Source organism: Catellatospora bangladeshensis (assembly GCF_016862575.1).
GTDB lineage: Bacteria > Actinomycetota > Actinomycetes > Mycobacteriales > Micromonosporaceae > Catellatospora > Catellatospora bangladeshensis.
The window spans coordinates 119,573-143,427 of the sequence record NZ_BONF01000031.1 but is presented as its reverse complement, the minus strand read 5'-3'; the positions used below and the strand labels follow the sequence as shown (position 1 = coordinate 143,427).

Genomic DNA, 23,855 nt, shown 5'->3' with positions numbered 1-23,855 from the left:
CCGCTCGTCACGGGCACGTCCGTCACAGGTCGAACAGCCCGCCGGGCGGGTCGACGACGATCCGGCCGCCGGCCACGTCCACCTCGGGCACGATCGCGCTGACGAACGGGATGAGCCCCGTCCGGCCGTCGGGCATGCGTACCACCAGCAGGTCCGACGCGGGCGCGTGCTCGATGCGGGTGACCTTGCCCAGCGCCTCGCCGCCGACCGTCACCACGTCGAGCCCGACCAGCTGGTGGTCTAGGAACTCGTCCGGGTCCTCGGGCGGCGCGACGTCGGCGGAGTCCACGTTGAGGACCGCGCTCTTGGCCAGCTCGGCCATGTTGCGGTCGGGGATCTCCGCGAAGGTGACGATCAGCTTGCCCGAGTGCGGGCGGGCCGACTCCACCGTGAGTGTCCCGGGCAGCCCCGCGACGGTGGGCTCGACGAGAAGCGTCGAGCCCACCGCGAAGCGCTGCGCGGGCTCGTCGGTGCGCGGCTGCACCAGGACCTCGCCCCGGATGCCGTGCGCGCGCACGACGTGTCCGACGATCAGAAGCATGAGCCGCTGAACGCCGTCAGAAGGCGTCGACGATGTCGACGCGGATGCCCTTGCCGCCGACCGAGCCGACCACCTGGCGCAGGGCACGCGCGGTCCGGCCGCCCCGGCCGATGACCGTGCCGAGGTCCTCGGGATGCACCCGGACCTCCAGCCGCGGCCCGCGCCGGTTGTCGACCAGACGCACCCGGACGTCGTCCGGGTGGTCCACGATGCCCTTGACGAGGTGCTCCAGCGCGGGCCGGAGCGCTGCGTCAGCCCTGCTGCTCGTCGCCGGCCGCAACGGCCTGCTCCTCAGCCTTGGCCTCGGCTGCCGGCTCGGCAGCCGTCTCCGCCTTGGCGGGCTCCGCCTTGGCGGCCTTCTTCGCCGGGGCGGACTTCGGGGCCTCGAGGCCCGCGGCAGCCTGAGCGGCGGCCTCGTAGGTCGCCTTGCGGTCGGCCTTCGGCGCCGCGACCAGCAGCGGCGGCGGGGCCGGCAGGCCCTTGAACTTCTGCCAGTCGCCGGTCTTGGAGAGGATGGCGATCACGGACTCGCTCGGCTGCGCGCCGACCGACAGCCAGTGCTGCACCCGGTCCGACTTGACCTCGATCACCGAAGGGTCTTCCTTCGGCTGGTAGATGCCGATGTACTCGATCGCCTTGCCGTCGCGCTTGGTGCGCGAGTCGGCGACGACGATGCGGTACTGCGGGTTGCGGATCTTGCCCATCCGCAGAAGCCGGATACGAACGGCCACGTTTTTACGCTCCTGTGGGAATCGATGTGAGCGCCATCGCCCTGCGTGGGGTTGCCGGGCTCCGTTGCTCGAGACATCGCCGCGCGCCGGAAGTTAGAGGGCAGCCGGAAACGCACCGATAATCAGCTAGCCATTGTGCCAGACGGATCGGTCCACACCGCGCGCGGGCGGTCCCCACGCCGTGTGCGCCGCGCCACCGGCCCGCGGCGGCACGCCGCCAGCCCCATGATCGATGTTTCGTGTCACAACCTCGGGTCAGACCGCAGGTAATGACACGAAACGCCGATCATCACCGGGGAGCCGGGCCGCGGGACGGTCAGTTTCGGGCGCGGGGGCGGTCCCAACCTGCGGGGACCTCGGTGGGGACCGTCCAGGACGGGTCAGGCTGGAAGTCGCACCAGGTGCCGTCGAACGGGAACGCGCCCGCCTCGATCAGCTTCACCACGCGCTCGCCCTCGGCCCGCACCGCATCCCCGTCGGCCACCCAGTAGTGCTGCGGGTACGCCAGGCGCTCGGCGAACTCCTCCTCGTCCTTCCAGCGCCACGACCGGTCCGGCGTCACCACGATGTCGAGGTCCTGGTCCACGATGTCGACCCCGGCGACGTGCCCGTCGTCCCAGCGGACCCCGGACTCCTCCAGGTTCACATACCACCGGGTGAACCGGCCCGCCTCGTCCCGGAAGAACCACACCGAGTGGTCCTCACCGCGCGGCAGCCACTTGAGCAGGCTCGGGCCGGTCCAGGAGACCTCCCAGAGCTTCGTCTCGACATTGATCCACTCGGCGAACGGCATGGAGCGCAGCCCGCGCCGGTCCACCGCCAGCCGGTCCAGCATCGGCGCGCCGCGCGGCACCCAGAGCAGCAGGCCCTGCTCGTCGTCGGTGGCCACCACGGCCGTCTTGAGCAGGCCGATGCGGTGGCCGTGGAAGTGTCGGTGCAGGATCACCCGTCCGGGTTCGAGACGCATATGCCAACCCTAGCCAAAGACTTGATTGACCAAGTCGTACGACACTAGAGTCGTTTCGTCGCGATGCACCGCAGCGGCCTGTCCCGGCCCGCTCGCACAGGGAGCGGGAATGGGTGGCACTCGTCCGGGTGACCGGGCCGGATCGACGAGCCTGCCACATACCTGAGTCATGTCCGTGCACCAACGCTCAGGAGGACCGGGAATGCAGATTCCCATCGAACACGGCAAGCGCATCCCCAAGATCGACGAGGACTTCAACTCGCTCGCCGAGCACGTCCGGCAGATCGCGGAGACCCAGCGCAGGCACACCGCCATCCTGGAACGTCACACCGTCTACCACCAGGAGCACCGCGCCGAACTCGCGGCCATGCGCAGCGAGCTGGCAGACACCCGGGCCCACATGGACCTCCGCTTCACCGCGCTGGAGGACGACCTGGTGGGAGTCAAGACCGACGTGTCCGGGCTCAAGACCGACGTCGCGGGGCTCAAGACCGACGTCGCGGGGCTCAAGACCGACGTGTCCACGCTCAAGACCGATATGGCGGAGGTCAAGGGCACGCTTGCGGTGATCCTGTCGCGGTTGCCGGAGCAGCCAGCCGCGTGACATGGAGAAGGCGGCCCGCCGGGGTTCCGGTGGGCCGCCTTTCGCGTTCTGGTCGTCAGTACGAGCGGGCCAGGATCGCGGTCAGGTCGGGCTCGTCCTGGGAGGCCGGGATGGAGCCGTCGGCCCGGTACAGGCAGCGCACCGTGACGGCGCGCTCGTTGGCCAGCGCCTCGCCGTCCACGCCGACCTTCGCCCACGGGATCCGCGCCCAGCCGGTCGCCGCCGCCTCGAACGCCTCGTCCAGCGTGGACACGTCGACGGTGTTGTTCTCCCGGCGCGCCAGCGCCTCGTCGTACAGCGCCTTCTGGTCGGCCTCCAGCGCGGCGGTCACCGCGCCGACGGCCTCGCCGAGCGCGAGCGGGGTCTTCGAGCCGTCGAAGCGGCGCACCAGCACGACACGCCCCTCGGCCAGGTCGCGCGGGCCGACCTCGACCCGGATCGGGTAGCCCTTCAGCTCGGCGTCCACGGCGCGGCGGCCGAACGGGGTGTCCACCCGGTCGTCCAGCTTGACCCGGACCCCGGCGGCGGCCAGGTCGTCGACGAGCGCGCGGGCCGCGGCCGTGATCGAGCCGTCGGTCTCCTTGACCACGGTGACCAGGGCTTGGATCGGCGCGAGCGCGGGCGGGATGCGCATGCCGCTGTCGTCGCCGTGGCACATGATCAGGCCGCCGAGCATGCGGGTGGAGGTGCCCCAGGACGTGGTCCAGGCGTGCTCGCGGGTGCCGGCCTGCGACGAGAAGCCGATGTCGAACGCCTTGGCGAAGTTCTGGCCCAGCTCGTGGGAGGTGCCCATCTGCAGCGCCTTGCCGTCGCCCATCATCGCCTCCAGCGTGTACGTGCTGGTGGCGCCCGCGAAGCGCTCGCGGTTGGTCTTGCGGCCCAGCACGACCGGGATGGCGAGCAGGTCACGCATGTGGCGCTCGTACACCTCGTGGTGGATCTTCAGGGTGTAGGCCTTGGCGTCCGCCTCGGTGGCGTGCGCGGTGTGGCCCTCCTGCCAGAGGAACTCCGACGTGCGCAGGAACACGCGCGGGCGCATCTCCCAGCGGACCACGTTGGCCCACTGGTTGAGCAGCAGCGGGAGGTCACGGTACGAGTCGACCCACTTGGCCATGAACTCGCCGATCACGGTCTCGCTGGTGGGGCGCACCACGACCGGCTCGGACAGCTGCTTGCCGCCGCCGTGGGTGACCACCGCCAGCTCGGGCGAGAAGCCCTCGACGTGCTCGGCCTCACGCTTGAGGTAGCTCTCCGGGATGAACAGCGGGAAGTACGCGTTCTCCGCGCCCGCCGCCTTGATCCGGGAGTCCATGTCGGCCTGCATCCGCTCCCAGATGGAGTACGCCGTCGGTCGGATGACCATGGTGCCCCGGACCGGGCCGTTGTCGGCCAGCTCAGCCTTGGAGATCAGGTCCTGGTACCAGCGGGGAAAGTCCTCCGCCCGGGGAGTGAGCACGCGTGCCATAGCGCGTCATCCTACTGACCTCCCGCCCCGCGCCTGCCCGCAGCCCGCCCGTGTCCGCCGTGATCGTCCGACTTGCCAGGCACATGGACGTATGCGCGGCCAAGATACGCCCGTCTGCCAGGCAAGTCGGACGATCATCACGGGCCGCGCGGGCCGCGTGGGTCAGCGGACCACGTGGCCGCGGAGGATGATGCGCTGGGGGACGAGGAGGGCGCGCAGGTCGGCGCGGGGGTCGTCGGCGTAGACGACCAGGTCGGCCAGGCCGCCCTCGACCAGGCCGGGGAAGCCCAGCCAGTCGCGGGCCCGCCAGGCGCCGGCGGCCAGCACGTCCTCGGCGCGCATACCGGCGGCGTGCAGGCGCAGCATCTCCTGGGCGGCCAGGCCGTGCGTGATGCCGCCGCCCGCGTCCGAGCCCACGAAGATCGGCACCCCGGCCTCGTACGCCGCCGACACCACGTCCGGGAACCGGTCCCGCAGCGCCAGCATGTGCTTGGCGTACCGGGGGAACTTCACCGCGGCCGTCTCCGCGATGTGCCCGAACGTCTCAATGTTGATCATCGTGGGGACCAGGGCGGTGCCCTGCCGCGCCATCAGGTCGAGCACGTCGGCGGACAGGCCGGTGCCGTGCTCCACGCAGTCGATCCCGGCCCGCACCAGCGTGGCCACGCTCGACTCCTCGAAGCAGTGCGCGGTGATGCGCGCCCCGGCCGCGTGCGCGGCGTGCACCGCGGCGGTCAGCGTCGCCTCGTCCCAGGCCGGGGCCAGGTCACCCTGCTCGCGGTCGATCCAGTCGCCGACCAGCTTCACCCAGCCGGTGCCCGCGCCCGCCTGGCGGGTCACCTCCGCGACCACCTCGGCGGCGGGCACCTCCACCCCGATCGCGGGCAGGTACCGGCGCGGCGGCGCGACGTGGCGGCCCGCGCGGGCCAGCCGCGGCATGTCGGGGGCGTCGTCCAGCTCGGCGTACGGGAACGGCGAGCCCGCGTCCCGGATCGCCAGCACCCCGGCGTCCCGGTCCATCGCGGCCAGCTCGCGCGCCTGCTCCAGGCTCGCGACCGGCGCCCCGCCGGGCGCGATGCCGATGTGGCAGTGCGCGTCCACCAGACCCGGCAGGACGTACCCGCCGGTGCTGACCGTCTCCGCCCCCGGCACCGGCGACAGGGTGACCCGGTCCCCGACCAGCCAGATGTCACGAACCTCGTCGTCGGGGAGCACCACGCCCCGCACGTGCAGCGCCGTCGCCATGCTGGCACTGTCCCACACCGATGGCGCGCGATGGCTAGGGTGTGCGCCATGCCGCCCCTGCCTCGCCTGCGCTGGTACGCCGTCGGGTTCGCGCTGCTCGCCTGCGGACTGCGGATCGCGGCGCCCTACTCGTGGGGCCTGCTGGCGGAAGACGCCTACCCGCTGCCCGCGTTCCTTGTCGAGCTGCTGCTGCCGCTCGGGCTGGCGGTCCTGGTGCCGGTCGGCGGCTACCACCTGGTGATCCGGCGGTACGCGCAGCCGCCCGCGACGTTCACGGCGACGCCGGACGGCTTCGTCGCGCCGACCGCGCCGCAAGGCGGCCACCGGGCGATCCTGGCCGGGTTCGTGCTCGGCGGCATCCCGGTGACCGAAGCCGGGCCGGGGGGACGGGTGCCGGTGACCGATCCGGCGCTGCTGGGCATGAGCGCGGTGCTCGCCGCCGCGTGCCTCGCGCTCGCGGTGTGGGCGCTGCGGCGCGGTCCCCGCGTCCGCCTGACCCCGGCGGGCGTGGAGGTGCGGCTGCTGCGCACCCGGCGGTACGGCTGGGACACGCTCGCGCCCGGCGGCCCGCCCACGCCCGCGCCGAAGCAGCGGGAGCTGGCGCTCGCGGTCGGCCGGGCGGACGGCTCGTACCAGATGAAGATCGTCAGCTTCCGCGAGGCGTACGTCGACGGTGCCTTCCTGGCTGCGGCGATCCGGCACTACGTCGAAGACCCCACCCACCGGGCCGCCATCGGCACCGAGGCCGAGCTGCACCGCCTGCGCGAGGCGCTCGGCGTCGGCGCCAGCCCCGCGGAGACGGCGCCCCTCCCCTGACCCCGGCCCCGGCCTCGGGCCGCTGGGAAGATCGCTGTCTCGTGTCAAGATCGGCGGTCTGGCACCAGGTTTGGACACGAACCACCGATCTTGCCCGCGGCGCCGGGCCGTCACCCGGAAGTGTCGCCGATCTGGCCGATCGATCGCGATGGCTTGCCTTGTTCGAACATGTGTTCGATAATGGATCCAGGCGCGGGGCGCCGGCGCAGCTGAGTGATGGCAGTCAGCAACTGCGACGGCGCCTCCCCGACTGCATGCATCGATCCCATGCAGAAGACGAAGATCGCCACCTCGGGGCCGGGGTCGGGGGGTGACCGGTTGCGGACCCTGAGGTGGCGATCTTTTCGTCGAGCTACTTGTTTTTGTCGTCGTCGCGGCGGGTCAGCTTGCCGAAGTCGAGCTTCGGCGCCTTGAACGGGCTGCCGCCGCCCATCTGCTGCTCCAGCGCGGCCGGGTCCATGCCCGGGGGCAGTTGCGGCATGCCGGGCATACCGCCGGGCAGACCGGCCGGGAAGCCGCCACGCGGGCCGCCGCCGCCCTTCGTGCCCTTGCGCTTGTTCTTCGGCGACTTGGTGGCCTTGCGGCGCCCGCCGCCGGGCAGGCCCATCATGCCGCCCATCTGCTTCATCATCTTCTGCGCCTGCTCGAAGCGGTTGAGCAGCTGGTTCACGTCGGTGACGGTGACGCCGGAGCCGCGCGCGATACGCGCCCGCCGCGAGCCGTTAAGGATCTTCGGGGTGGCACGCTCGCCCGGGGTCATCGAGCGGATGATCGCGGTGACCTTGTCGAAGTGGCTGTCGTCCAGCTCCGCCAGCTGGTCCTTCATCTGGCCCATGCCGGGCATCATGCCGAGCAGGTTCGCGATCGGGCCCATCCGCCGCACGGCGATCAGCTGGTCCAGGAAGTCCTCCAGCGTGAACTGCTCGCCACCGAGCAGCTTCGCCGTCATCTTCTCCTTCTGCTCCTCGTCGAAGGCCTGCTCGGCCTGTTCGATGAGGGTCAGCACGTCGCCCATGCCGAGGATGCGGCTGGCCATCCGGTCGGGGTGGAAGACGTCGAAGTCCTCCAGCTTCTCGCCGGTGGACGCGAACAGGATCGGCTGGCCGGTGACCTCACGCACCGACAGCGCGGCGCCGCCGCGGGCGTCGCCGTCGAGCTTGGAGAGCACGACACCGGTGATGCCCACGCCGTCGCGGAACGCCTCGGCCGTGGCGACCGCGTCCTGGCCGACCATCGCGTCGATGACGAAGATGACCTCGTCCGGGTCGACCGCGTCGCGGATCGAGGCGGCCTGCGCCATCATCTCGGTGTCGATACCGAGCCGGCCGGCCGTGTCGACGATCACGATGTCGCGCATGTGGCGACGGGCGTGCTCGATCGATTCCTTGGCGACCTGCACCGGGTCGCCGACGCCGTTGCCCGGCTCCGGCGCGTACACCTCGACGCCGGCGCGCTGGCCGAGGACCTGCAGCTGGTTCACCGCGTTCGGGCGCTGGAGGTCTGCCGCGACGAGCAGCGGCTGGTTGCCCTGCGACTTGAGCCAGCGGGCCAGCTTGCCGGCCAGCGTGGTCTTACCGGAACCCTGCAGACCGGCCAGCATGATCACGGTCGGCGGCTGCTTGGCGAACTGGAGCCGCCGGGCCTGGCCGCCCAGCACCGCGACCAGTTCCTCGTGCACGATCTTGATGATCTGCTGCGCCGGGTTGAGCGCCTGCGACACCTGCGCGCCGCGCGCCCGCTCCTTGAGCCGGAAGATGAAGGCCTTCACCACCGGCAGCGCGACGTCCGCCTCCAGCAGCGCCAGCCGGATCTCGCGGGCCGTGGCGTCGACGTCGGCGTCGGTGAGCCGGCCCTTGCTCCGCAGCTTGGAGAAGATGCCGGAGAGCCGGTCGCTCAGGGTGTCAAACACAGCGCAACATCCCCAATTGGTCGATTTCGGGTGGGTCGAGTGCCGAGAGGCAGCCCTGGTAAGGGTAGCCGCTGCCGCCCCGCCCTCATCCCACCGCCGCCCGATCCCGCATACCCGCCCCGCCCAGCCCCAACCACCCACCCCGCGCCTATGGTCGGCTAAGTCCGCCCCGCCGCCGCCCCCGGCCGCCCTCGCCCACCCCGAAGATCAGTGTTTCGTGTCGAAACCTGTGGCAGGACCGCACCTTTCGACACGAGTCCGCGATCATCCGCCGCCGCCACGGGCCGCCACGGCCGCCCCCGCTACGAAGATCGCCGGTTCGTGTCCAGAAGTGCGGTCCAGCCACAGGTTTCGACACGAACTCGCGATCAACGCCCCGGCCGCGAAGCTGCGGACCGGGCGCGCGGACGGCGGGTTAGACGGCGGCGAGCACCGCTGCCTCCACGGCGTCGCGGTCGACGTCGCCGACCAGGTAGAACGCGTCCACCACGTCGGCGCCGAGGGTGGACACGCGGGCGGTCCGGACGTCCACCCCGAGCGCGGCCAGCGCCGAGGTGACCCGGTAGAGCAGGCCGGGCGCGTCGGTGGCCCGCAGCTCCAGCAGCGTCGCGCCGGTCGCCTCGCCCCAGATCACCCGCGGCTCGGCCCCGGCGGGCCGCTTCCCGCCCCCGCTGCCCAGCCGGCGCGGCAGCGGGAGCTGGTCCAGCCCCACCCGGCGCAGGTCGGCGGCGAGCAGCTCGCGATCCGGCGGCGTGCCGTACCGGTTGTTCACCGCGCACTCGATGATCGCCCGCTCGCCGATGGTCGACGAGCCGGCCGCGACGATCTCCAGCTTGTGCGTGGCGAGGCACCCGGCCACGGCGGCCAGCAGCCCGACCCGGTCGCGGGCGGCCAGCGCCACCCAGTCGTCGGCGACCTGGACCACGGGCAGCGGCCCGGCCAGCAGCGCCGGATCGGGCGAGGTGGGCTCGGGCAGCGGCCCGCCACCGAGGACCTTGCGTACGCGGTGGCACAGGTCGTCGATGAGCTTCGACTTCCACGCCGACCACGCGCCGGGGCCGGTCGCGGCGGCGTCGGCGCGGGCGAGCATCTGCAGCAGTTCGAGCGTGCCGGCGTCGCCGACGAGCTTGGCGACATGGTTGATGGTGGCCGGGTCGTCGAGGTCGCGCCGGGTGGCCGTGTCGGGCAGCACCAGGTGATACCGGACCAGGGTGGCGATGGTGTCGACGTCGGCGGGCGGCAGGCCGATCGCGGCGGCCATCTCGCGGGCCAGGTCGGCGCCGACCTCGCTGTGGTCGCCGGGCAGGCCCTTGCCGACGTCGTGCAGCAGCGCGCCGAGCACGAGCAGGTCGGGCCGGGCGACCTCGCGCGACCAGCGGGAGGCGTTCGCGGCGGCCTGCACGAGGTGCCGGTCGAGGGTGAACCGGTGCACGGGGTGGTGCTGCGGGGTGCCGCGCAGCCGGGTCCACTGCGGCAGCCAGGCCGAGGTGAGCCCGAACCGGTCGCACGCCTCCCAGGCGGTGACCAGGCCGGTGCCCGCGCCGAGCAGGGTGAGCAGCGCGGTGCGGGCCGAAGAGGGCCACGGGGTGGGCAGCGGCGGGCAGAACCGGGCGAGCCACTCCAGGGTGGCCCGCGCGATGGGCATCTGGTGCTGTGCGGCGGCGGCCGCGACCCGCAGCGACAGCGACGGGTCGGGGTGCGGGCCGACGGCGGCGCGGGCCAGCACGATCTCCCCGTCCACGGCGACCACGTCGCGGGCCACGGGGCTGCGTACGGACGACGCCTCCCGGGCGCGCGGATCACCGTTGCGGACCGCGGCGGCGTGCCAGCGCTGTACCGAGCGCCAGGCGTCGGTGAGGGACCAGGCGACGGTACGCGCGTCGAGCCCGACCCGGCGCAGCAGCGCGTCGCCGTCGGACAGGCCGAGCAGCTCCGCCACCTGCAGGCGCTCCTGGGCACGCAGCCGGTCGTTGCGCCGGCCGATGCTGACGTGCAGCGCGTCGCGTACGTCGAGCAGCCGGGTGGCGGCGGCGCGCACCTGCGGCGGGAGCGCGTCGGCGACCCCGGCGACGCCGATGCCGCGCAGCACGCCCACGTCGCGCAGGCCGCCGGCGGCCTCCTTGAGGTCGCCCTCCAGCAGGTACGCCAGCTCACCGTGGGCGGCGTGGCGCTCCTCGACGAGCTCGCGCAGCCGCATGAGCTGGCGGCGGGCGGTGCGCCGCCACTGGTCCACGGCGGCGCGGGCGAGCTGGGCGGACAGGGCCGGGTCACCGGCCACGTGCCGGGCGTCGAGCAGGCCGAGCGCGACCTTGACGTCGTCGTGGGCGGCGTCGAGCGACTCGGCGACGGTGCGGGTGGAGTGGTCCAGGCCCATCCGGGCGTCCCAGATGGGATACCAGAGCGAGGCGGCCAGCTCGTCGACCCGCGGGACCCCAGCGTGCACCAGGATCAGGTCGAGGTCGCCGTGCGGGGTGCACTCGCGGCGGCCGAGCCCGCCGACCGCGACGAGGGCGACGCCGGGGGTGTCCGGCAGCAGCCGGCTGAGCCAGGCGTCCAGCGCGTCGGCGCGGGCGCTGCGGGCGAGCGCGCCGACCGAGGCGGGATCACGTTGTGCCAGGCGCGCATAGTCGGGCCCGGGGCCCGCCGCGCTGTCCGATGCGGAAGTCGCGACGTTCCCCGGGCCCATCTTTCCTACTCTCCGAATATCAGAGCGCGTCGAGACCGCGCTCGCCGGTGCGGACGCGGACCACCTCGGAGACCTCGGTGACCCACACCTTCCCGTCGCCGATCTTGCCGGTCCGGGCGGCGGTGACGATGGAGTCGACGACCTTCTCCACGTCCAGCTCGTCCGTGACCACCTCGATGCGGATCTTCGGCAGGAACTCCACCGTGTACTCGGCACCCCGGTACACCTCGGTGTGGCCCTTCTGCCGGCCGTAGCCCTGTACCTCGCTGACGGTCAGGCCCGCGACGCCCATGGCGTGCAGCGCCTCCTTGACCGCGTCCAACTGGTACGGCTTGATGACGGCGGTGACCAGCTTCATGCTCAACCCCTCCATCAGGGAACCTTAGCCGGACACCTTCTCGGTGGCCGGAGCCGTCTCTTCTTCCACATCGGCCTTCGGGGCCTTGGGACCGGCACCGATGCCGGCCAGCGCGAAGGCACCCGCGGCACCGCCGCCGGTCGAGGGCGACAGGTCGTACCCGCTCTCGGCGTGCTCGACCACGTCGATGCCCTCCACCTCGGCCTCGGGCGACAGCCGGAAGCCGATGGTCTTGTCGATCACGAAGGCGAGGATGCCCGCGACCACGAACGAGAAGACCGTCACGATGCCGCTGGCCAGGGCCTGACGGCCGAGCTGGGTCGCCCCGCCGCCGTAGAAGAGGCCGTCCTGGCCGCCGAGCGTGGTGATGAAGGAGTTCAGCTCGGTGCTGGCGAACAGACCGATGAACAGCGAGCCGATCCAGCCGCCGACGAAGTGCACGCCGACCACGTCGAGCGAGTCGTCGTAGCCGAGCTTGTACTTCAGGCTGACCGCCAGGGCGCAGACCGCGCCGGCGACCAGGCCGAGCAGCACGGCCGGCAGGGTCGGGATGAAGCCACAGGCCGGGGTGATCGCGACCAGGCCGGCGACCGCGCCGGAGGAGGCGCCGACCAGGGTGGGCTTGCCGTCACGGATCCACTCGATGATGAGCCAGCCGAGCAGACCGGCCGCCGTGGCGACCTGGGTGTTCAGGAACGCGACGCCGGTGATGGCGTCGACGGTCAGCTCCGAGCCCGCGTTGAACCCGAACCAGCCGAACCACAGCAGACCGGCGCCCAGGGCGACGAACGGCACGTTGTGCGGCTTGAACTTGTCCTTCGGCCAGCCGATGCGCTTGCCGAGCACGAGGGCCACCGCCAGCGCCGCGGCACCGGCGTTGATGTGCACCGCCGTACCACCGGCGAAGTCGAGCGCGAAGATCTTGGCGCCGATGAAGCCGCCGCCCCACACCCAGTGCGCGACCGGGATGTAGACCAGGGTGACCCAGCCGAAGGCGAAGACCAGCCAGCCGGCGAACTTCGCCCGGTCGGAGATCGAGCCGCTGATCAGGGCGACCGTGATGATGGCGAACATCATCTGGAAGATGGCGAACACGTACGTCGGGATGCCCGTGGAGGCCCCGGCCAGGAACCAGATCTCGCCGGTCTTGTCGATCGGCATGCCCAGGTACGTGGAGAAGTTACCGATGTACGCGTTCAGGTCCGCGTTCTCGTTCGTGCCGAACGCGGCGGTGAAGCCGTAGACGACCCAGATGATCGAGACCAGCCCGATGGAGGCGAAGCTCATGATCATCATGTTGAGCACGCCCTTGGCACGGTTCAGGCCGCCGTAGAACAGCGCCAGACCCGGGGTCATGAGCAGCACCAGAGCGGACGAGACCAGCAGCCACGCAGCGTTACCGGTGTCGATCGTCGGTGGATCTTCAGCGAGCAGCACGCTGCCCTCCTAGGGTGAGTGGGTTCCTCCCTCCCAGCCACCGAGGTCGACCGGCGGGAGCGCCGCCAGGTCCGCCCGGCCCGATCGCCGCAATGCCATCGGTGCTGGTTGGGAGGCAGCATCGCCATCCCCTGTTTCGCGCAATGACGCGGCTCGGTTTCCAGCGCGTCACGATCTGTTTCGTACGTGTGAAGAAATGTTCACACGTGAGGAGCCCATTCATGGCGCGTTTTCAGCGCAGCGCGTGCTCCAGCGTGTACCGCTCGTAGTCAATCAGCCGAAGGTCGCGAAGCGGCCGCCGAAGGTGGCCCTTCTGCACGATCCGGACGAACGCCGGCTCCCCCGCCGTGGCGAGGCGGCGGATGCCCTCGACGTGGTCCACGATGCGCTTGCGGATGGTCCGCACCAGGCGGTGCCGGTCGCGCGGGATCAGCCCGTACGCGTCGGCGAACAGGCGCAGCCGGCGCGGGCGGTCCGGCCGGTGCCAGCCGAGCGTGATCGAGTCCCGGTCACTGAAGATCGGCACCCAGGTCCACGCGGCGTACGCCACGTCGTAGATGCGCGAGCCGGGCGAGGCCAGGTCGAAGTCGATCATCGCCAGCGTGCCGTCGGGCCGCCAGATGACGTTGTGCGGCGCGGCGTCGTGATGGCAGATGATCTCCGCGTCGGGTGGGGGCGGGCCGAACGAGCGCCACACCCCGCCCGCGGGCGTGCGGAAGCCCGCCTGCGCGTCGTGGAACATGCGCAGCATGGTCGCCACGGTGACCAGCGCCTCGTCGGTGACCCAGTGCGGGGCGAGCGGGTACTCCCCGCACTCGCCCGGCAGGTAGGACAGCACCTCGCGGCCGTGCTCGTCCATGCCGAGGGCACGTGGCGACCCGGTGAAACCGGCGTACTCGAGATGGCGCAGCAGCGCGTGCACCGTGGGGGTCCACGGGCCGGCGTTGCGGCGCACGGTCTCGCCGACGCGGACCACCGTGCTGACGTTGCCGCCGCGCAGCGGTATCTCGGTCGGGTCCTGGAAAGGGGCTGTCACCATCGACTCTTCAGCGCTCGTCGCTCGTCACTCGTCACCCAGCAGCGCGGACACGAACTGCTGGGGATCGAAGGGGGCGAGGTCGTCCGGGCCCTCGCCCAGGCCGACCAGCTTGACCGGGATACCGAGAGCGCGCTGCACCGCGATCACGATACCGCCCTTGGCCGTGCCGTCCAATTTAGTGAGGACCACCCCGGTGACGTCGGCGACCTCGGTGAAGACGCGGGCCTGGCTCAGCCCGTTCTGGCCGGCGGTCGCGTCCAGCACCAGCAGCGTCTCGGAGACCGGGCCGTGCTTCTCCACCACCCGCTTGATCTTGCCCAGCTCGTCCATCAGGCCGACCTTGTTCTGCAGGCGGCCCGCCGTGTCGATCAGCACCGTGTCGACGCCCGCGTCGATGCCCTTCTTGACCGCGTCGAAGGCCACCGCCGCCGGGTCGCCGCCCTCGGGGCCGCGCACGACCTGCGCGCCCACCCGGGAGGCCCACGTGGCGAGCTGGTCGGCGGCGGCGGCGCGGAACGTGTCGGCCGCGCCCAGCACCACCGTGTGGCCGTCCGCCACCAGCACCCGGGCGATCTTGCCGCAGCTGGTGGTCTTGCCCGCGCCGTTCACGCCGACGACCAGGATCACCGACGGCTTGCCCTCCACCACACCGGTGTGCAGCGAGCGGTCCAGCTTCGGGTCCAGCGCCTCGGTCAGCTCCTCGGCCAGCAGGCCGCGCAGATCGGTCGCCGTGCGGGTGCCCAGCACCCGGGTGCGCTCGCGCAGCTTGGCAACGATCTCCGTGGTCGCCTGGACGCCCACGTCAGCGCTGATCAGGCTCTCCTCGACCTCGTCCCACGCGTCGTCGTCCAGGTGGTCGCGCGAGAGCAGGCCGAGCAGGCCCTTGCCGAAGACGTTCTGCGAGCGGGCCAGGCGGGCGCGCAGCCGCACCAGGCGGCCCGCGGTCGGCTCCGGCTGCTCGATCTCGGGCGCGACCGGCTCCGCCGGCACCGGCGGGGCCGGCGGGGCCTTCTCGACCGGCGGGGCCGGGGCGGGCGCCGGAACGACGGCGGGCTTCTCCACCGCCGGCTTCTCGGGCGCGGGCTTCTCCCCGACCGGCGTCTTGCCGTCCGGCTTCGGCGGGGCGATCACGCTGGGCGGGATCTGCTCGCCGCGCTCGATGCCGGGGCGCTCGGCCTCCTTCGTGCCCGCCTCGGGCGGCAGCACGGCACGGCGCGGCCGGCGCACGAGGAAGACCGTCAGCCCGGCCACGAGCAGCAGGGCGACGATCACGATCACGGGAACGAGCGCGTCTTTCATGACGGGCATCCTCTCAAATCCAGGGCCGCAGGGGGCACACCGGAGCCCGCGCGCGCCTTTTCGACACGACCGGACCTGGCCACCGTGCCTGCCATCCCGGAGGATGTGCGGCGTGGCGACCCTCCTGCTCGGCCCCCTGCTGCGCCGTGTCGACGGTGACCAGGCGGTCATCTGGGTACAGACCGACCAGCCCGCGCGGGTGACCGTGCGGGCCGCGGAGCACACCGTGACGTCGGACACGTTCGAGGCGTTCGGCGTCCATCTGGGGCTGGTGGTGCTGTCGCGGCTGCCGGTGGGTGCACACGCGTACGCCGTCGAACTCGACGGCGCGCCGGTCTGGCCGCTGCCGGAGTACCCACCCTCGGTGATCACCATTCGCGATCCCGGCGACCCCGACGCGGTGATCACGTTCGGCTCCTGCCGCGAGGCGTGCACGCGCACCCACGCCGCCGCCGGGCACGACCCGGACGCGCTGGAGGCGCTCGGGCAGCGGCTGCTCGACGCGGCCCGCGCCGGGCAGGCCCGCCTGCCGGACCTGCTGGCGCTGATCGGGGACCAGATCTACGCCGACAACCTGTCCGCGCCCACGACGGGCTGGCTGGCCGGGCGGGAGCGCCCCGCGCAGGCGCCGCCGGACCACGTGGTCACCTTCGCCGAGTACGTGCACCTCTACCACGAGTCGTGGACCGAGCCGCCGGTGCGCTGGCTGCTGTCGACCGTGCCCAGCGTCATGATCTTCGACGACCACGAGATCATGGACGACTGGAACTCGTCGGCCGGCTGGCTGGAGTCCGTCCGCGCGCAGCCGTGGTGGGCCGAGCGCATCGTCGCCGGGCTCGCGTCGTACTGGCTCTTCCAGCACCTGGGCAACCTCACCCCGGTCCAGCTCGACACCGACCCCGTATGGCGGCGCATCCGGGCGGGCGAGGACGCCACGGCCGTGCTGACCGCGTTCGCCGAGCGGGTGTCCGTGCCCGCCGGGCCCGACCTCTACCCGTGGGGCTGCGTGGTCGACGTCGGCCGGACCCGGCTCATCCTGCTCGACTGCCGCGGCAACCGGGTGCTCGACGGCCCCGAGCGGCGCATGTGGCCGCAGGAGCACTGGGACGCCCTGGCCGAGCAGACCCGCGCCGACTGCGACCACCTGGTGCTCGCCTGCTCGCTGCCCTGGCTGCTGGCGCCCGCGGTGCACCACGGCGAGGCCGTCATCGAGGTGCTCGCGGCGCGGCACAGCGGCACGATGGAACGGCTGCGCCAGCACTACGACCTGGAGCACTGGGCCGCCGTCGGGCACTCCTTCGACGAGCTGACCGCGCTGATCGCGGCGGTGCGCGGCCCGGCCACGGTCAGCGTGCTCGGCGGCGACGTGCACCACTCGTACGTCGCCCGTGCGGAGATCCCCGGCGCGACCGCGGCCGTACACCAGGTCACGTGCTCCCCGCTGCACCAGAGCATCAAGGGCGTCATGCGTACGCTGCTGCGCGTCGGCTGGTGGCGGGTGCTGTCCGGCCCGGCCTGGCTGGTCGCGCGCGCGTTCGGGGTGCCCCGCCCGGCCGTGCGCTGGCGCGCGCTGCGCCCGCCGTACTTCGGCAGCGCCGTGGCCACCCTCGCCCACCACGGCCGCACCGCCTCGGTCGTCATCGAGGGCACCGCCCCCGGCCCGGCCCTCTCTCCCGCCCTGTACCACCACCTCACCTGACCCCGCCGCGCGCCCGCGCGACGGGGTCAGGCCACGGTCACGGCAGCGGGGCGGGGGCGGAGTGGTCGTCGGAGACGAGGGTGACGCGGCCGTCGGCGTGCTGGACCGAGAGCAGCGTGCCGGGCGGGAGGGCGTCCAGGACGTCCGGAGGCAGCTGCACGGTGCCGTCCCCGGCGATCACCGCGAACTCGCGGCCGTCGCGGCCCTCCGAGCCGACCCGGCCGTCGCGGATGGTGACCGCACGGCCCAGCCGGGCGCCCACGTCGGGGTCGTGCGTGACGGCGACGATCGTGGTGCCGCGCTCGGTGTTGACCGCCTCCAGCGCGGCGAGCACCTCGTCCCGCGCGCCCCGGTCGAGCTGGCTGGTGGGCTCGTCGACCAGCAGCAGGCCGGGTGAGCTGGCCATGCCGACCGCGATCGCGGCCCGCTGTGCCGCGCCGGGCGGCAGGTCCTGCACCTTGCGGTGGCCGAAGCCGGTCAGGCCGAGCAGGGCCAGGATGCGCTCCGGCGGCTCCAGGTCGGCGGGCCGCACATGTGCGGCGCGGCGCTGGGCCAGCCACACGTTGCTCAGCACGGTGGCGTACGGCAGCAGGTTGCGCCGCGCCCCCTGCAGCACCACGCCGAGGTCGGTGCCGCGCAGGCGGGCCAGCTCGGCCTCGCTGATCCGGCCGATGTCGACCAGGCCGATCTGCACCCGGCCCGCGCTGGGCCGCATCAGCCCGGCGAGCAGCGCGATCAGGGTGGACTTGCCGGAGCCGGACGGGCCGACCAGGGCGACCCGCTCCCCCGGCGCGATGTCGAGGTCGACACCGGCCAGCGCGACCACGTCACCGCCCTCGGCGCGGTAGATGTGCACGACCCGGCGGCACACCACGGCCAGGCCGGTCAGGCTGGAGTTCTTCACGACGTCGCTCCCTCGTTCACCCGGGCGGCCACTCTCGTGGCGAGCAGGCACGTTGTCAACAGGACCAGCACGGCCACGGCGATCGGCAGCGCGATCATCGGGCTGGGCAGGTCCGGCGGCGGCACCAGGAACGGCCTGGCCACCCCGGGCAGCCGGGTGCCGGTCGGGGCGAACCCGCCGTCGGCGTACACGGGCACCACCCCGCGGGCCAGCACCCACGATCCGGCCGCCGCGAGCAGCCCGATCACGGTGCCGGTGAGCACGATCGCGAACCGGCCGCCGAGTGCGGCGCCGCGCAGCACGCGCCCTCGCACGCCCTGCCCGCGCAGCACGGCCAGCCCCTCGTCGGGGTGACCGCGCTCCAGCACGGCGGTGACCAGCAGCCCGCCCGCGGCGAACGCGACGCCGGTGAACGCGGCCGCGGCCAGGAACCACAGCGCCAGCGCGGGCGCCTGCTCGCGGTAGAGCTGCCAGCGGCCTTCGGCGGTCCGTTCCGACAGCACGTTCAGCCCGTTGGCCTCCAGCCGCGACACGATGTCGGCGGGCGCGTCCGCGGCCAGCCACACCTCCGGGTCGGGGGCGTCGCCCTCCTGGTTGAGGCGCATGTCGGCGTACTCGAGGTCGACCAGGGCGCCCTGGGCGCCGTGCCGTGGCACCAGGTTCATGGTGCCGGCCCGCTCCACCGGCAGCCGGACCGTGCCGCCGTAGCCGAGCAGCACGTCCGGCAGGCGGCCCGCGGCCACCATGGGCAGCCGTTCGGGCGCGGTGTCGGGGAACACCCGCAGGTCCGGCGTCACCGTGGTGTCCACGCGGATCCGCAGTCCCGCCGGGGCCGGGCCGACCTCGGGCACCGGCCGGGCGGCGCTGGTCTCCGGCAGCCGCCAGTGGTGCCCGGCCAGCGCGGCGGCGGCGACCAGCACCCGGCCTGAGGGGTCGCGCAGGTCGCCGACGGTCAGGTCGAACCGGTAGCGCCCGCGCGTGAAGTGGTCGATCGAGACCTGCTTGAGCCGGCAGGGCGCCTGCGCGCAGACCTCGGTCTTCACCCGATACTGATGGGTGCCGGGCTGCAGCCGGTCGACGCGCACCTGGGACTGGCGTCCCTGCGCGGTGGCCAGGCGCAGGGTCAGGCCGACGGTGGCGTCCGCGTCGAGCGCGTCGAGGGTGACGGTCACGTCGACCTCGGCCGCCTGCAGCTCCAGTGACGTCACAGGAGCGGGCTTCAGCAGCCGGGCGGCCTCCTCAGGGCGCAGTGTGCCGTACGCCTGCGGCCACAGCGCCACCGCGGCCAGCCGCGAGCTGTCCACCGCCAGCAGGGCCGTCTCGCTGTTCACGTTCATCTTCATGGTGGCCATGGCGTAGCGGCCCTGCGGGTCGGCGGCACGGACCGCGCTGACCAGGCTCGTCGCGGGCAGCGGCGCGACCGACAGCACCCGGTCCGCGCCGATCTGCACCTCGGCCCGCTGCTCCCACGCCTGCCCGGCCGTGTCACCGGCCGCGAGCGCGAAGCCCAGCAGGCCGAACACCACCGTCAGCAGCACCACGATCCAGTGCGTGCCGCCGCCCCGGGCCAGGGTCAGCGCCGCCAGCCCGGTGCGCAGGCGGCCCTTGCGCAGCGCCCGGCGGCCGAGCCGCTCGGCGGGCAGCCCGATCAGGCGCGCGGCGACCAGGCCCAGGCCCAGCCCGATGCAGAGCGGGGCGAGCAGGGCGATGCCGCCCGACGCGGAGTCCCCGTCGAACACGGCCACCTGGTATCCGGCGACCAGCGCGAGCGCGCCGACCATCGCCTCGATGCCGCCGACCAGGCCGCGGCGCCTGCGCACCCTGGCGCGGCGCAGCAGCCCGAGCACCGGGGTGGTCAGTGCGCGCACCTGCGCGAGCATGCCCGCGGCCAGCGCGCCCAGCACCGCGACGGCGGTGTAGACCACGGAGGTGACCTCCGGCTCCACGAGCGGGGCGCCCGGCAGCACGGTCAGCGCGAGCGCCGTGGTGACCGCGTACCCGATCAGGTAGCCGGGCACGATCGCGATCAGCACCGGCAGCGCCGTCTCCGCGGTGGCCAGCCACCACCGGGTGCGCGCGGGCACCCCGCGTAGCGCGGTGAGCCCCAGCTCGCCGCGGCGCTGCTCGACGCCCCCGGCGACCGCGATGAACAGCACCAGCCAGCACAGCAGCACCAGCGGCACGGCCGCCAGCAGCAGGCTGGAGCCCAGCTGCGCCGTCCCCTCGTCGAGCCGCTTCAGCAGCTCGGGCAGGTCGCTGTCGGCGTTGTACCCGCCCGCTTCCAGCTCCGCCTCGGCGTCCTCAAGCTCGGCGCGCAGCGTGTCCATGTCGGCGAACGCGGCGGGCGTGGCGATGAGGTCGACGGTGCGCACCGTGTCCCGCCGGGCGGCGGCCAGGGTGCGCTCGGTGGCGAACACCGCCGGTATGCGCTGGCCCACCAGCGGCTCGCGGTCGGCCCAGTACGGGTCGTCCCCGGCCGGGCGCTGGTAGAAGCCGACCACGGTGAGGCGCAGCGGCTGCGCGCCGTCGTCCGGGCCGGTCGTGGCGGGCGGCGTCAGCTCCATGTCGCGGCCCAGCTGCACGCCGATCCGGTCGGCGGTGTCCGTGCGCAGCACGACCTCGCGCTCGCCGGTGGCGCACCGGCCCTTGACGATCACCAGGTGCTCGCACATGCCACTGCGCCAGGCCACGAACGCCTGCGTACGGTCGAGTTCGCCGGAGGCGACCCCGTCCAGCACGCGGCCCTCGACGGTCTGGAAGCCGGGCACGTACGGCAGCGACGAGGGGGTCTGGTCGCGCCACTGCGGCTCGCTGTTCTGCGCCGACACCACCCGCTCGGCGACGGTCGCGGCGCTCACCTCCACCTCCTGCAGCGACCGGGTCGCCGCCTGCTGGTAGAGCGGCCCCGCGGCGGCCGCCGCGGCCGCGGCCGCGGTGAGCACCAGGGTGATGACGGCCAGGCCGCGCCGCGCCCGCACCATCGCCCACAGCAGCGCCGTCACCGGGCCACCTCCTGCTTCCGTTCGGGTCGGGCACCGGTCTGGTCCGCCCCGGTGGTCTGCGCGGGAGGCCCGGCCGGGCCGCCGCCGTCGTCGCGGGCGGACCTGCCCACGGTGGTCACGCGGACCAGCGAGCGGCCCGCGAGCAGTGCGGCGGCCACCAGCACGGCCGCCGCCGCGAGCACCGCGGGCAGCACCACCAGCTGGTCCGGGCCGGGCGGTGCCAGATCACCGGACGAGGTCAGCATCGTGCGCGCGGGTCCGCTGAGCGCCCAGGCGGCCAGCGCGGTGAGCGCGCCGACCGGGACCGCGATGAGGATCATGGCGAGGTTGCCGATGCGGGCGGACCGGGCGGCGACCCGGGCGGGCATACCCTGCAGGCGCAGCGCCGCCAGCTCGGCCGCACGGTTGCGCCGGTCGGTCGCGGCCAGCACCATCGTCGCGAGCGCGACCAGCAGCACGCTGAGCACGGCGGCGGCCAGGTGCAGCCGCAGCGCCAGCCCCGCGCCCTGCTCCCGGTAGCGGGCGGCCAGCGAGGCCACCGTCTCGTCGCCCACCGGCACCAGCCCGCTGGCGCGCAGCCGGTCGACCGCGTCGGCGGGCGCCGTCGCGCTCAGCCAGACCTGCAGCTGCGCCGAGTTGTCCCGCGAGTCGCCGAGCCGATCGGCGGTGGGCAGATCGAACAGCAGTCCCTCGCCCGGCACACCCGGCAGCGCAGGCATCACCCGGCGGGCGTCCACCGGCATGTCGACGGACGCGAGCACCTTGGCCGCGCGCAGGTCCCTGGTGTGCGCCAGGGCCGGCGGGCCCGCGGCGACGACCGGCAGCGGCATCGGCGCGTCGTTGACGTGCAGCCGGATGTCGGTGCTGATGAACCGCGGATCGGCCGGCTGGTAGAAGAGCGACACGTAGTCCGGACCGGGGATGACCGTCACCTCGGGCTCGGTGCCGAACCGGGGCCGCCAGCGCGACGCCGCCGCGATCGCCTGCCCCTCCAGCAGGGTGCGGTCCGGGCCGAGCTGGCGCAGCCGGTGCAGGTGCAGCCCGTCGGGGGAGCGCGGGAAGCTGAGCCAGAACAGCCGGCAGCCCGGCGCGGTGGCGCACTCCGGCAGTTCCAGACGGTGGTTGGCCCTACCGAGGGTCATCGGGATGTCCAGGCGGCCGGTGACCGGCTCGCCACGCGGCCCGACCAGCGCCACCGTCACCCGCATCGGGTTCGGCGAGTCGTCGACCACGTCCACGTCGAACTCCAGCGCCCCGCCCGCCACGGTCACGGCGTCGCCGCCGGGCATCCGCAGCAGCGCGGCGAGGTCGGCGGGGGACGTGCCGCCGGCCGGGCTCGCGACCGCGGCGAGCCGCTCGCTGTCCACCCCGATCAGCGTGCCGTCGGTCAGCTCCTGCCGGGTGGCGGCCATCGCCCAGGCCCCCTCCGGGTCGGCGCGGCGGACCGCGTCCACCAGCGCGGGCCGGGAGACGGCGAACACGGTCAGCACCCGTGGCGCGCCCAGGGTCAGCTCGGCCCGCTCGCGGGCGGCACCGGCGGCCACGTCCCAGGCGCTCACGGTGTATCCGACCAGCGCCACCGCGACCACGGTCAGCGCGACCAGCCGGTCGGCCCCGGGCCGCCGCGCCACCTGCAACGCCGCCAGCGCCGGGGCCAGCTTTCCGCGGTGCAGCCGGGAGGCGCCGTACGCGGTCGCGGCACGCCGGACCAGGCGGGCGGTGAGCAGGCCGACCACGATCGCCAGCAGCAGCGGCACCAGCAACGGCAGGCCGCCGGTCTGGTCGCCGGAGGCCAGCGACTGCCCGATCGCGGCCAGCGCGACCACGCCCACGGCCAGCTCGGTCAGCCCGACCTTGCCCCGCCGCCGGGTGGGCACCTGGCGCAGCGCCTCCACCAGGGAGCCGCCGTGCGCGCGCCGCTCGGCGATCGCCGCGCTGGCCATCACGACCAGCAGCGTCCCGCCCGCCGCGAGCAGCGCGGTGCGGTCCAGCATGATCTCCTGCGCGCGGGCGAACGTGGCCCAGGTCAGCAGGCGCACCATCACCCAGCCCAGCAGCACGCCGAACGGCGCGGCCACCAGCAGCACCAGCGAAGTCGGGCCGAGGGCCAGCAGGGCGCGGTGCCGCGGCGGCACGCCGCGCAGCAGGCCCAGGGCCAGCTCGCCGCGGCGCTCGGCGGCGGTGTACCCGACGGCCATGAGCAGCACGAACCAGCAGACGACGAGCAGCTGCGCGGCGCCCAGCGGCGCGGCCAGGCCGAGCACCTCGCGGGCCTCCTGGATGCGCCGCAGCAGCCGGGGCAGGCCGTTGGAGATCATCGTGCCGGGCAGGCCGATCGCGGTGGGCAGGGCCCCGGACAGCCGGTCGACGTCGTCGGCGCCGAAGGTCGCGTCGGCGACCAGGTCGACGGTGGCCCGGACCCGCGTCGCGCCGAGCGTGTCGATCGTGGACTCGGCGGTGAACATCGGGTTCGACACGCGCAGCGGCTGCGGGGTGAGGTCGTCACGCCCGGCCCAGTAGGGGTCGTTCGCGGCGAGCGCCGCCGCCGGGTCGTACACGCCGGACACGCGCAGCGTGACGGGCTTCTCGGCCAGGTCGGGGTCGAAGCTCAGCTCGCTGCCGGCGGAGACCTTGAGGCGCTGCGCGGTCGCCTCGCTGAGCAGCACCTCACCCTGCCCGGCGGGGCACGCGCCGGTGATCACCAGGTGCGCGCAGACGCCGGTGCGGGTGGTCACCGGGGCCTGCACCGCGTTCGCCGCCGGGCCGGTCTCGCCGGTCTCGCCGGCTCCCGCGGTCACCGTGCCGGGCACGAACGCCCCGATGATCTCGGTCAGGCCGTGGTCGCCGATCTTCTCCAGCGCCTGGGCGCGCAGCGACTCGACGGCGGACGCGTGTCCGCCCTCCACGGCGACCTCGGCGGTGAAGGTGACCGCCCGCTCCAGCGCCGTGGCCGAGCGCAGCTCCGCCGCGACGGCGGCCTTGTCGGCCGCGGTGGCGTAGAGCGGCGCCGCGGTGCCGGCGGCCACCGCGAGCACGGCCAGCACCGCCAGCGTGACGGCCTGGCTGCGGCGGCTGCCCAGCACGCCGAGCACCAAGCGAAGCATGTGGTGCCACCTCTCGGGACGTTCTACCGGCCGGTCGCGTGTCGGGCGG

At 73.6% G+C, this 23,855-nt stretch carries 18 protein-coding genes; 3 read left to right on the top strand and 15 right to left on the bottom strand.

From position 1 onward, the window contains the following. Positions 1-22: 22 nt before the first annotated feature. The 4 genes from rimM to Cba03nite_RS25810 form a co-directional block, all read right to left on the bottom strand. A complete protein-coding gene (rimM, locus tag Cba03nite_RS25825) occupies positions 23-541 on the bottom strand; it encodes a ribosome maturation factor RimM (protein ID WP_203751193.1) in 519 nt (172 codons plus the stop codon). 16 nt (positions 542-557) lie between these two features. Then, on the bottom strand, positions 558-821 hold the full coding sequence (locus Cba03nite_RS25820; RefSeq protein WP_120318507.1) for an RNA-binding protein: 264 nt from the start codon (positions 819-821) through the stop codon (positions 558-560). After that, positions 793-1,272, bottom strand: coding sequence for a 30S ribosomal protein S16 (rpsP, locus tag Cba03nite_RS25815; RefSeq protein WP_203751190.1), 480 nt, complete (start codon positions 1,270-1,272; stop codon positions 793-795). Before rpsP ends, Cba03nite_RS25820 begins: the two co-directional genes overlap by 29 nt. 316 nt (positions 1,273-1,588) lie before the next feature. Beyond that, on the bottom strand, positions 1,589-2,239 hold the full coding sequence (locus Cba03nite_RS25810; RefSeq protein WP_203751188.1) for a ribonuclease FAU-1 family protein: 651 nt from the start codon (positions 2,237-2,239) through the stop codon (positions 1,589-1,591). 202 nt (positions 2,240-2,441) lie between these two features. Here Cba03nite_RS25810 and Cba03nite_RS25805 point away from each other — a divergent pair, with 202 nt between their 5' ends. After that, positions 2,442-2,843, top strand: a complete 402-nt coding sequence (locus Cba03nite_RS25805; protein ID WP_203751186.1) for a hypothetical protein — start codon at positions 2,442-2,444, stop codon at positions 2,841-2,843. Between the two features lie 55 nt (positions 2,844-2,898). On the opposite strand, the gene proS is transcribed toward Cba03nite_RS25805, so the two are convergent. Both proS and Cba03nite_RS25795 read right to left on the bottom strand, forming a co-directional pair. Then, positions 2,899-4,308: a proline--tRNA ligase gene (gene proS / locus Cba03nite_RS25800; protein ID WP_203751184.1), complete on the bottom strand. Its 1,410-nt coding sequence runs from the start codon at positions 4,306-4,308 to the stop codon at positions 2,899-2,901. A gap of 162 nt (positions 4,309-4,470) precedes the next feature. Further along, positions 4,471-5,553 (bottom strand): amidohydrolase family protein, encoded by a 1,083-nt coding sequence (locus Cba03nite_RS25795; RefSeq protein ID WP_203751183.1) that lies wholly within the window; start codon positions 5,551-5,553, stop codon positions 4,471-4,473. 48 nt (positions 5,554-5,601) lie between these two features. Between Cba03nite_RS25795 and Cba03nite_RS25790 the strand changes: the two genes are divergently transcribed. Next, positions 5,602-6,369, top strand: a complete 768-nt coding sequence (locus Cba03nite_RS25790) for a hypothetical protein (protein ID WP_203751182.1) — start codon at positions 5,602-5,604, stop codon at positions 6,367-6,369. Between the two features lie 352 nt (positions 6,370-6,721). Here the strand turns inward: Cba03nite_RS25790 and ffh are convergent, their stop codons facing one another. The 6 genes from ffh to ftsY all read right to left on the bottom strand — a co-directional run bounded on the left by ffh (position 6,722) and on the right by ftsY (position 15,097). After that, on the bottom strand, positions 6,722-8,278 hold the full coding sequence (gene ffh, locus Cba03nite_RS25785; RefSeq protein WP_203751181.1) for a signal recognition particle protein: 1,557 nt from the start codon (positions 8,276-8,278) through the stop codon (positions 6,722-6,724). 415 nt (positions 8,279-8,693) lie between these two features. After that, the gene (locus Cba03nite_RS25780; protein WP_203751179.1) at positions 8,694-10,964 is read right to left on the bottom strand and encodes a [protein-PII] uridylyltransferase; all 2,271 of its coding nucleotides are present in this window, start codon (positions 10,962-10,964) and stop codon (positions 8,694-8,696) included. 19 nt (positions 10,965-10,983) lie between these two features. Then, positions 10,984-11,322, bottom strand: a complete 339-nt coding sequence (locus Cba03nite_RS25775) for a P-II family nitrogen regulator (RefSeq protein WP_166386781.1) — start codon at positions 11,320-11,322, stop codon at positions 10,984-10,986. A 24-nt stretch (positions 11,323-11,346) separates the two neighbouring features. After that, positions 11,347-12,678, bottom strand: coding sequence for an ammonium transporter (locus tag Cba03nite_RS25770; protein WP_203751249.1), 1,332 nt, complete (start codon positions 12,676-12,678; stop codon positions 11,347-11,349). 313 nt (positions 12,679-12,991) lie between these two features. Then, positions 12,992-13,798, bottom strand: coding sequence for an aminoglycoside phosphotransferase family protein (locus tag Cba03nite_RS25765; RefSeq protein WP_203751177.1), 807 nt, complete (start codon positions 13,796-13,798; stop codon positions 12,992-12,994). Between the two features lie 24 nt (positions 13,799-13,822). Then, positions 13,823-15,097 (bottom strand): signal recognition particle-docking protein FtsY, encoded by a 1,275-nt coding sequence (ftsY, locus tag Cba03nite_RS25760; RefSeq protein ID WP_203751175.1) that lies wholly within the window; start codon positions 15,095-15,097, stop codon positions 13,823-13,825. 103 nt (positions 15,098-15,200) lie between these two features. On the opposite strand from ftsY, the gene Cba03nite_RS25755 reads away from it, so the two are divergent. Beyond that, complete coding sequence (locus Cba03nite_RS25755; RefSeq protein ID WP_203751173.1) at positions 15,201-16,796, top strand: alkaline phosphatase D family protein; 1,596 nt, start codon at positions 15,201-15,203, stop codon at positions 16,794-16,796. A 37-nt stretch (positions 16,797-16,833) separates the two neighbouring features. Here Cba03nite_RS25755 and Cba03nite_RS25750 read toward each other — a convergent pair whose 3' ends face one another. From Cba03nite_RS25750 to Cba03nite_RS25740, 3 genes are read right to left on the bottom strand one after another with little or no spacing between them, the layout of a single operon-like run. Next, on the bottom strand, positions 16,834-17,685 hold the full coding sequence (locus tag Cba03nite_RS25750) for an ABC transporter ATP-binding protein (RefSeq protein ID WP_203751248.1): 852 nt from the start codon (positions 17,683-17,685) through the stop codon (positions 16,834-16,836). A gap of 11 nt (positions 17,686-17,696) precedes the next feature. Further along, entirely contained in the window at positions 17,697-20,702 is a 3,006-nt protein-coding gene (locus Cba03nite_RS25745; RefSeq protein WP_203751170.1) for an FtsX-like permease family protein, read from the bottom strand. After that, positions 20,699-23,806: a hypothetical protein gene (locus Cba03nite_RS25740; protein WP_203751166.1), complete on the bottom strand. Its 3,108-nt coding sequence runs from the start codon at positions 23,804-23,806 to the stop codon at positions 20,699-20,701. Before Cba03nite_RS25740 ends, Cba03nite_RS25745 begins: the two co-directional genes overlap by 4 nt. Positions 23,807-23,855: the final 49 nt, after the last annotated feature.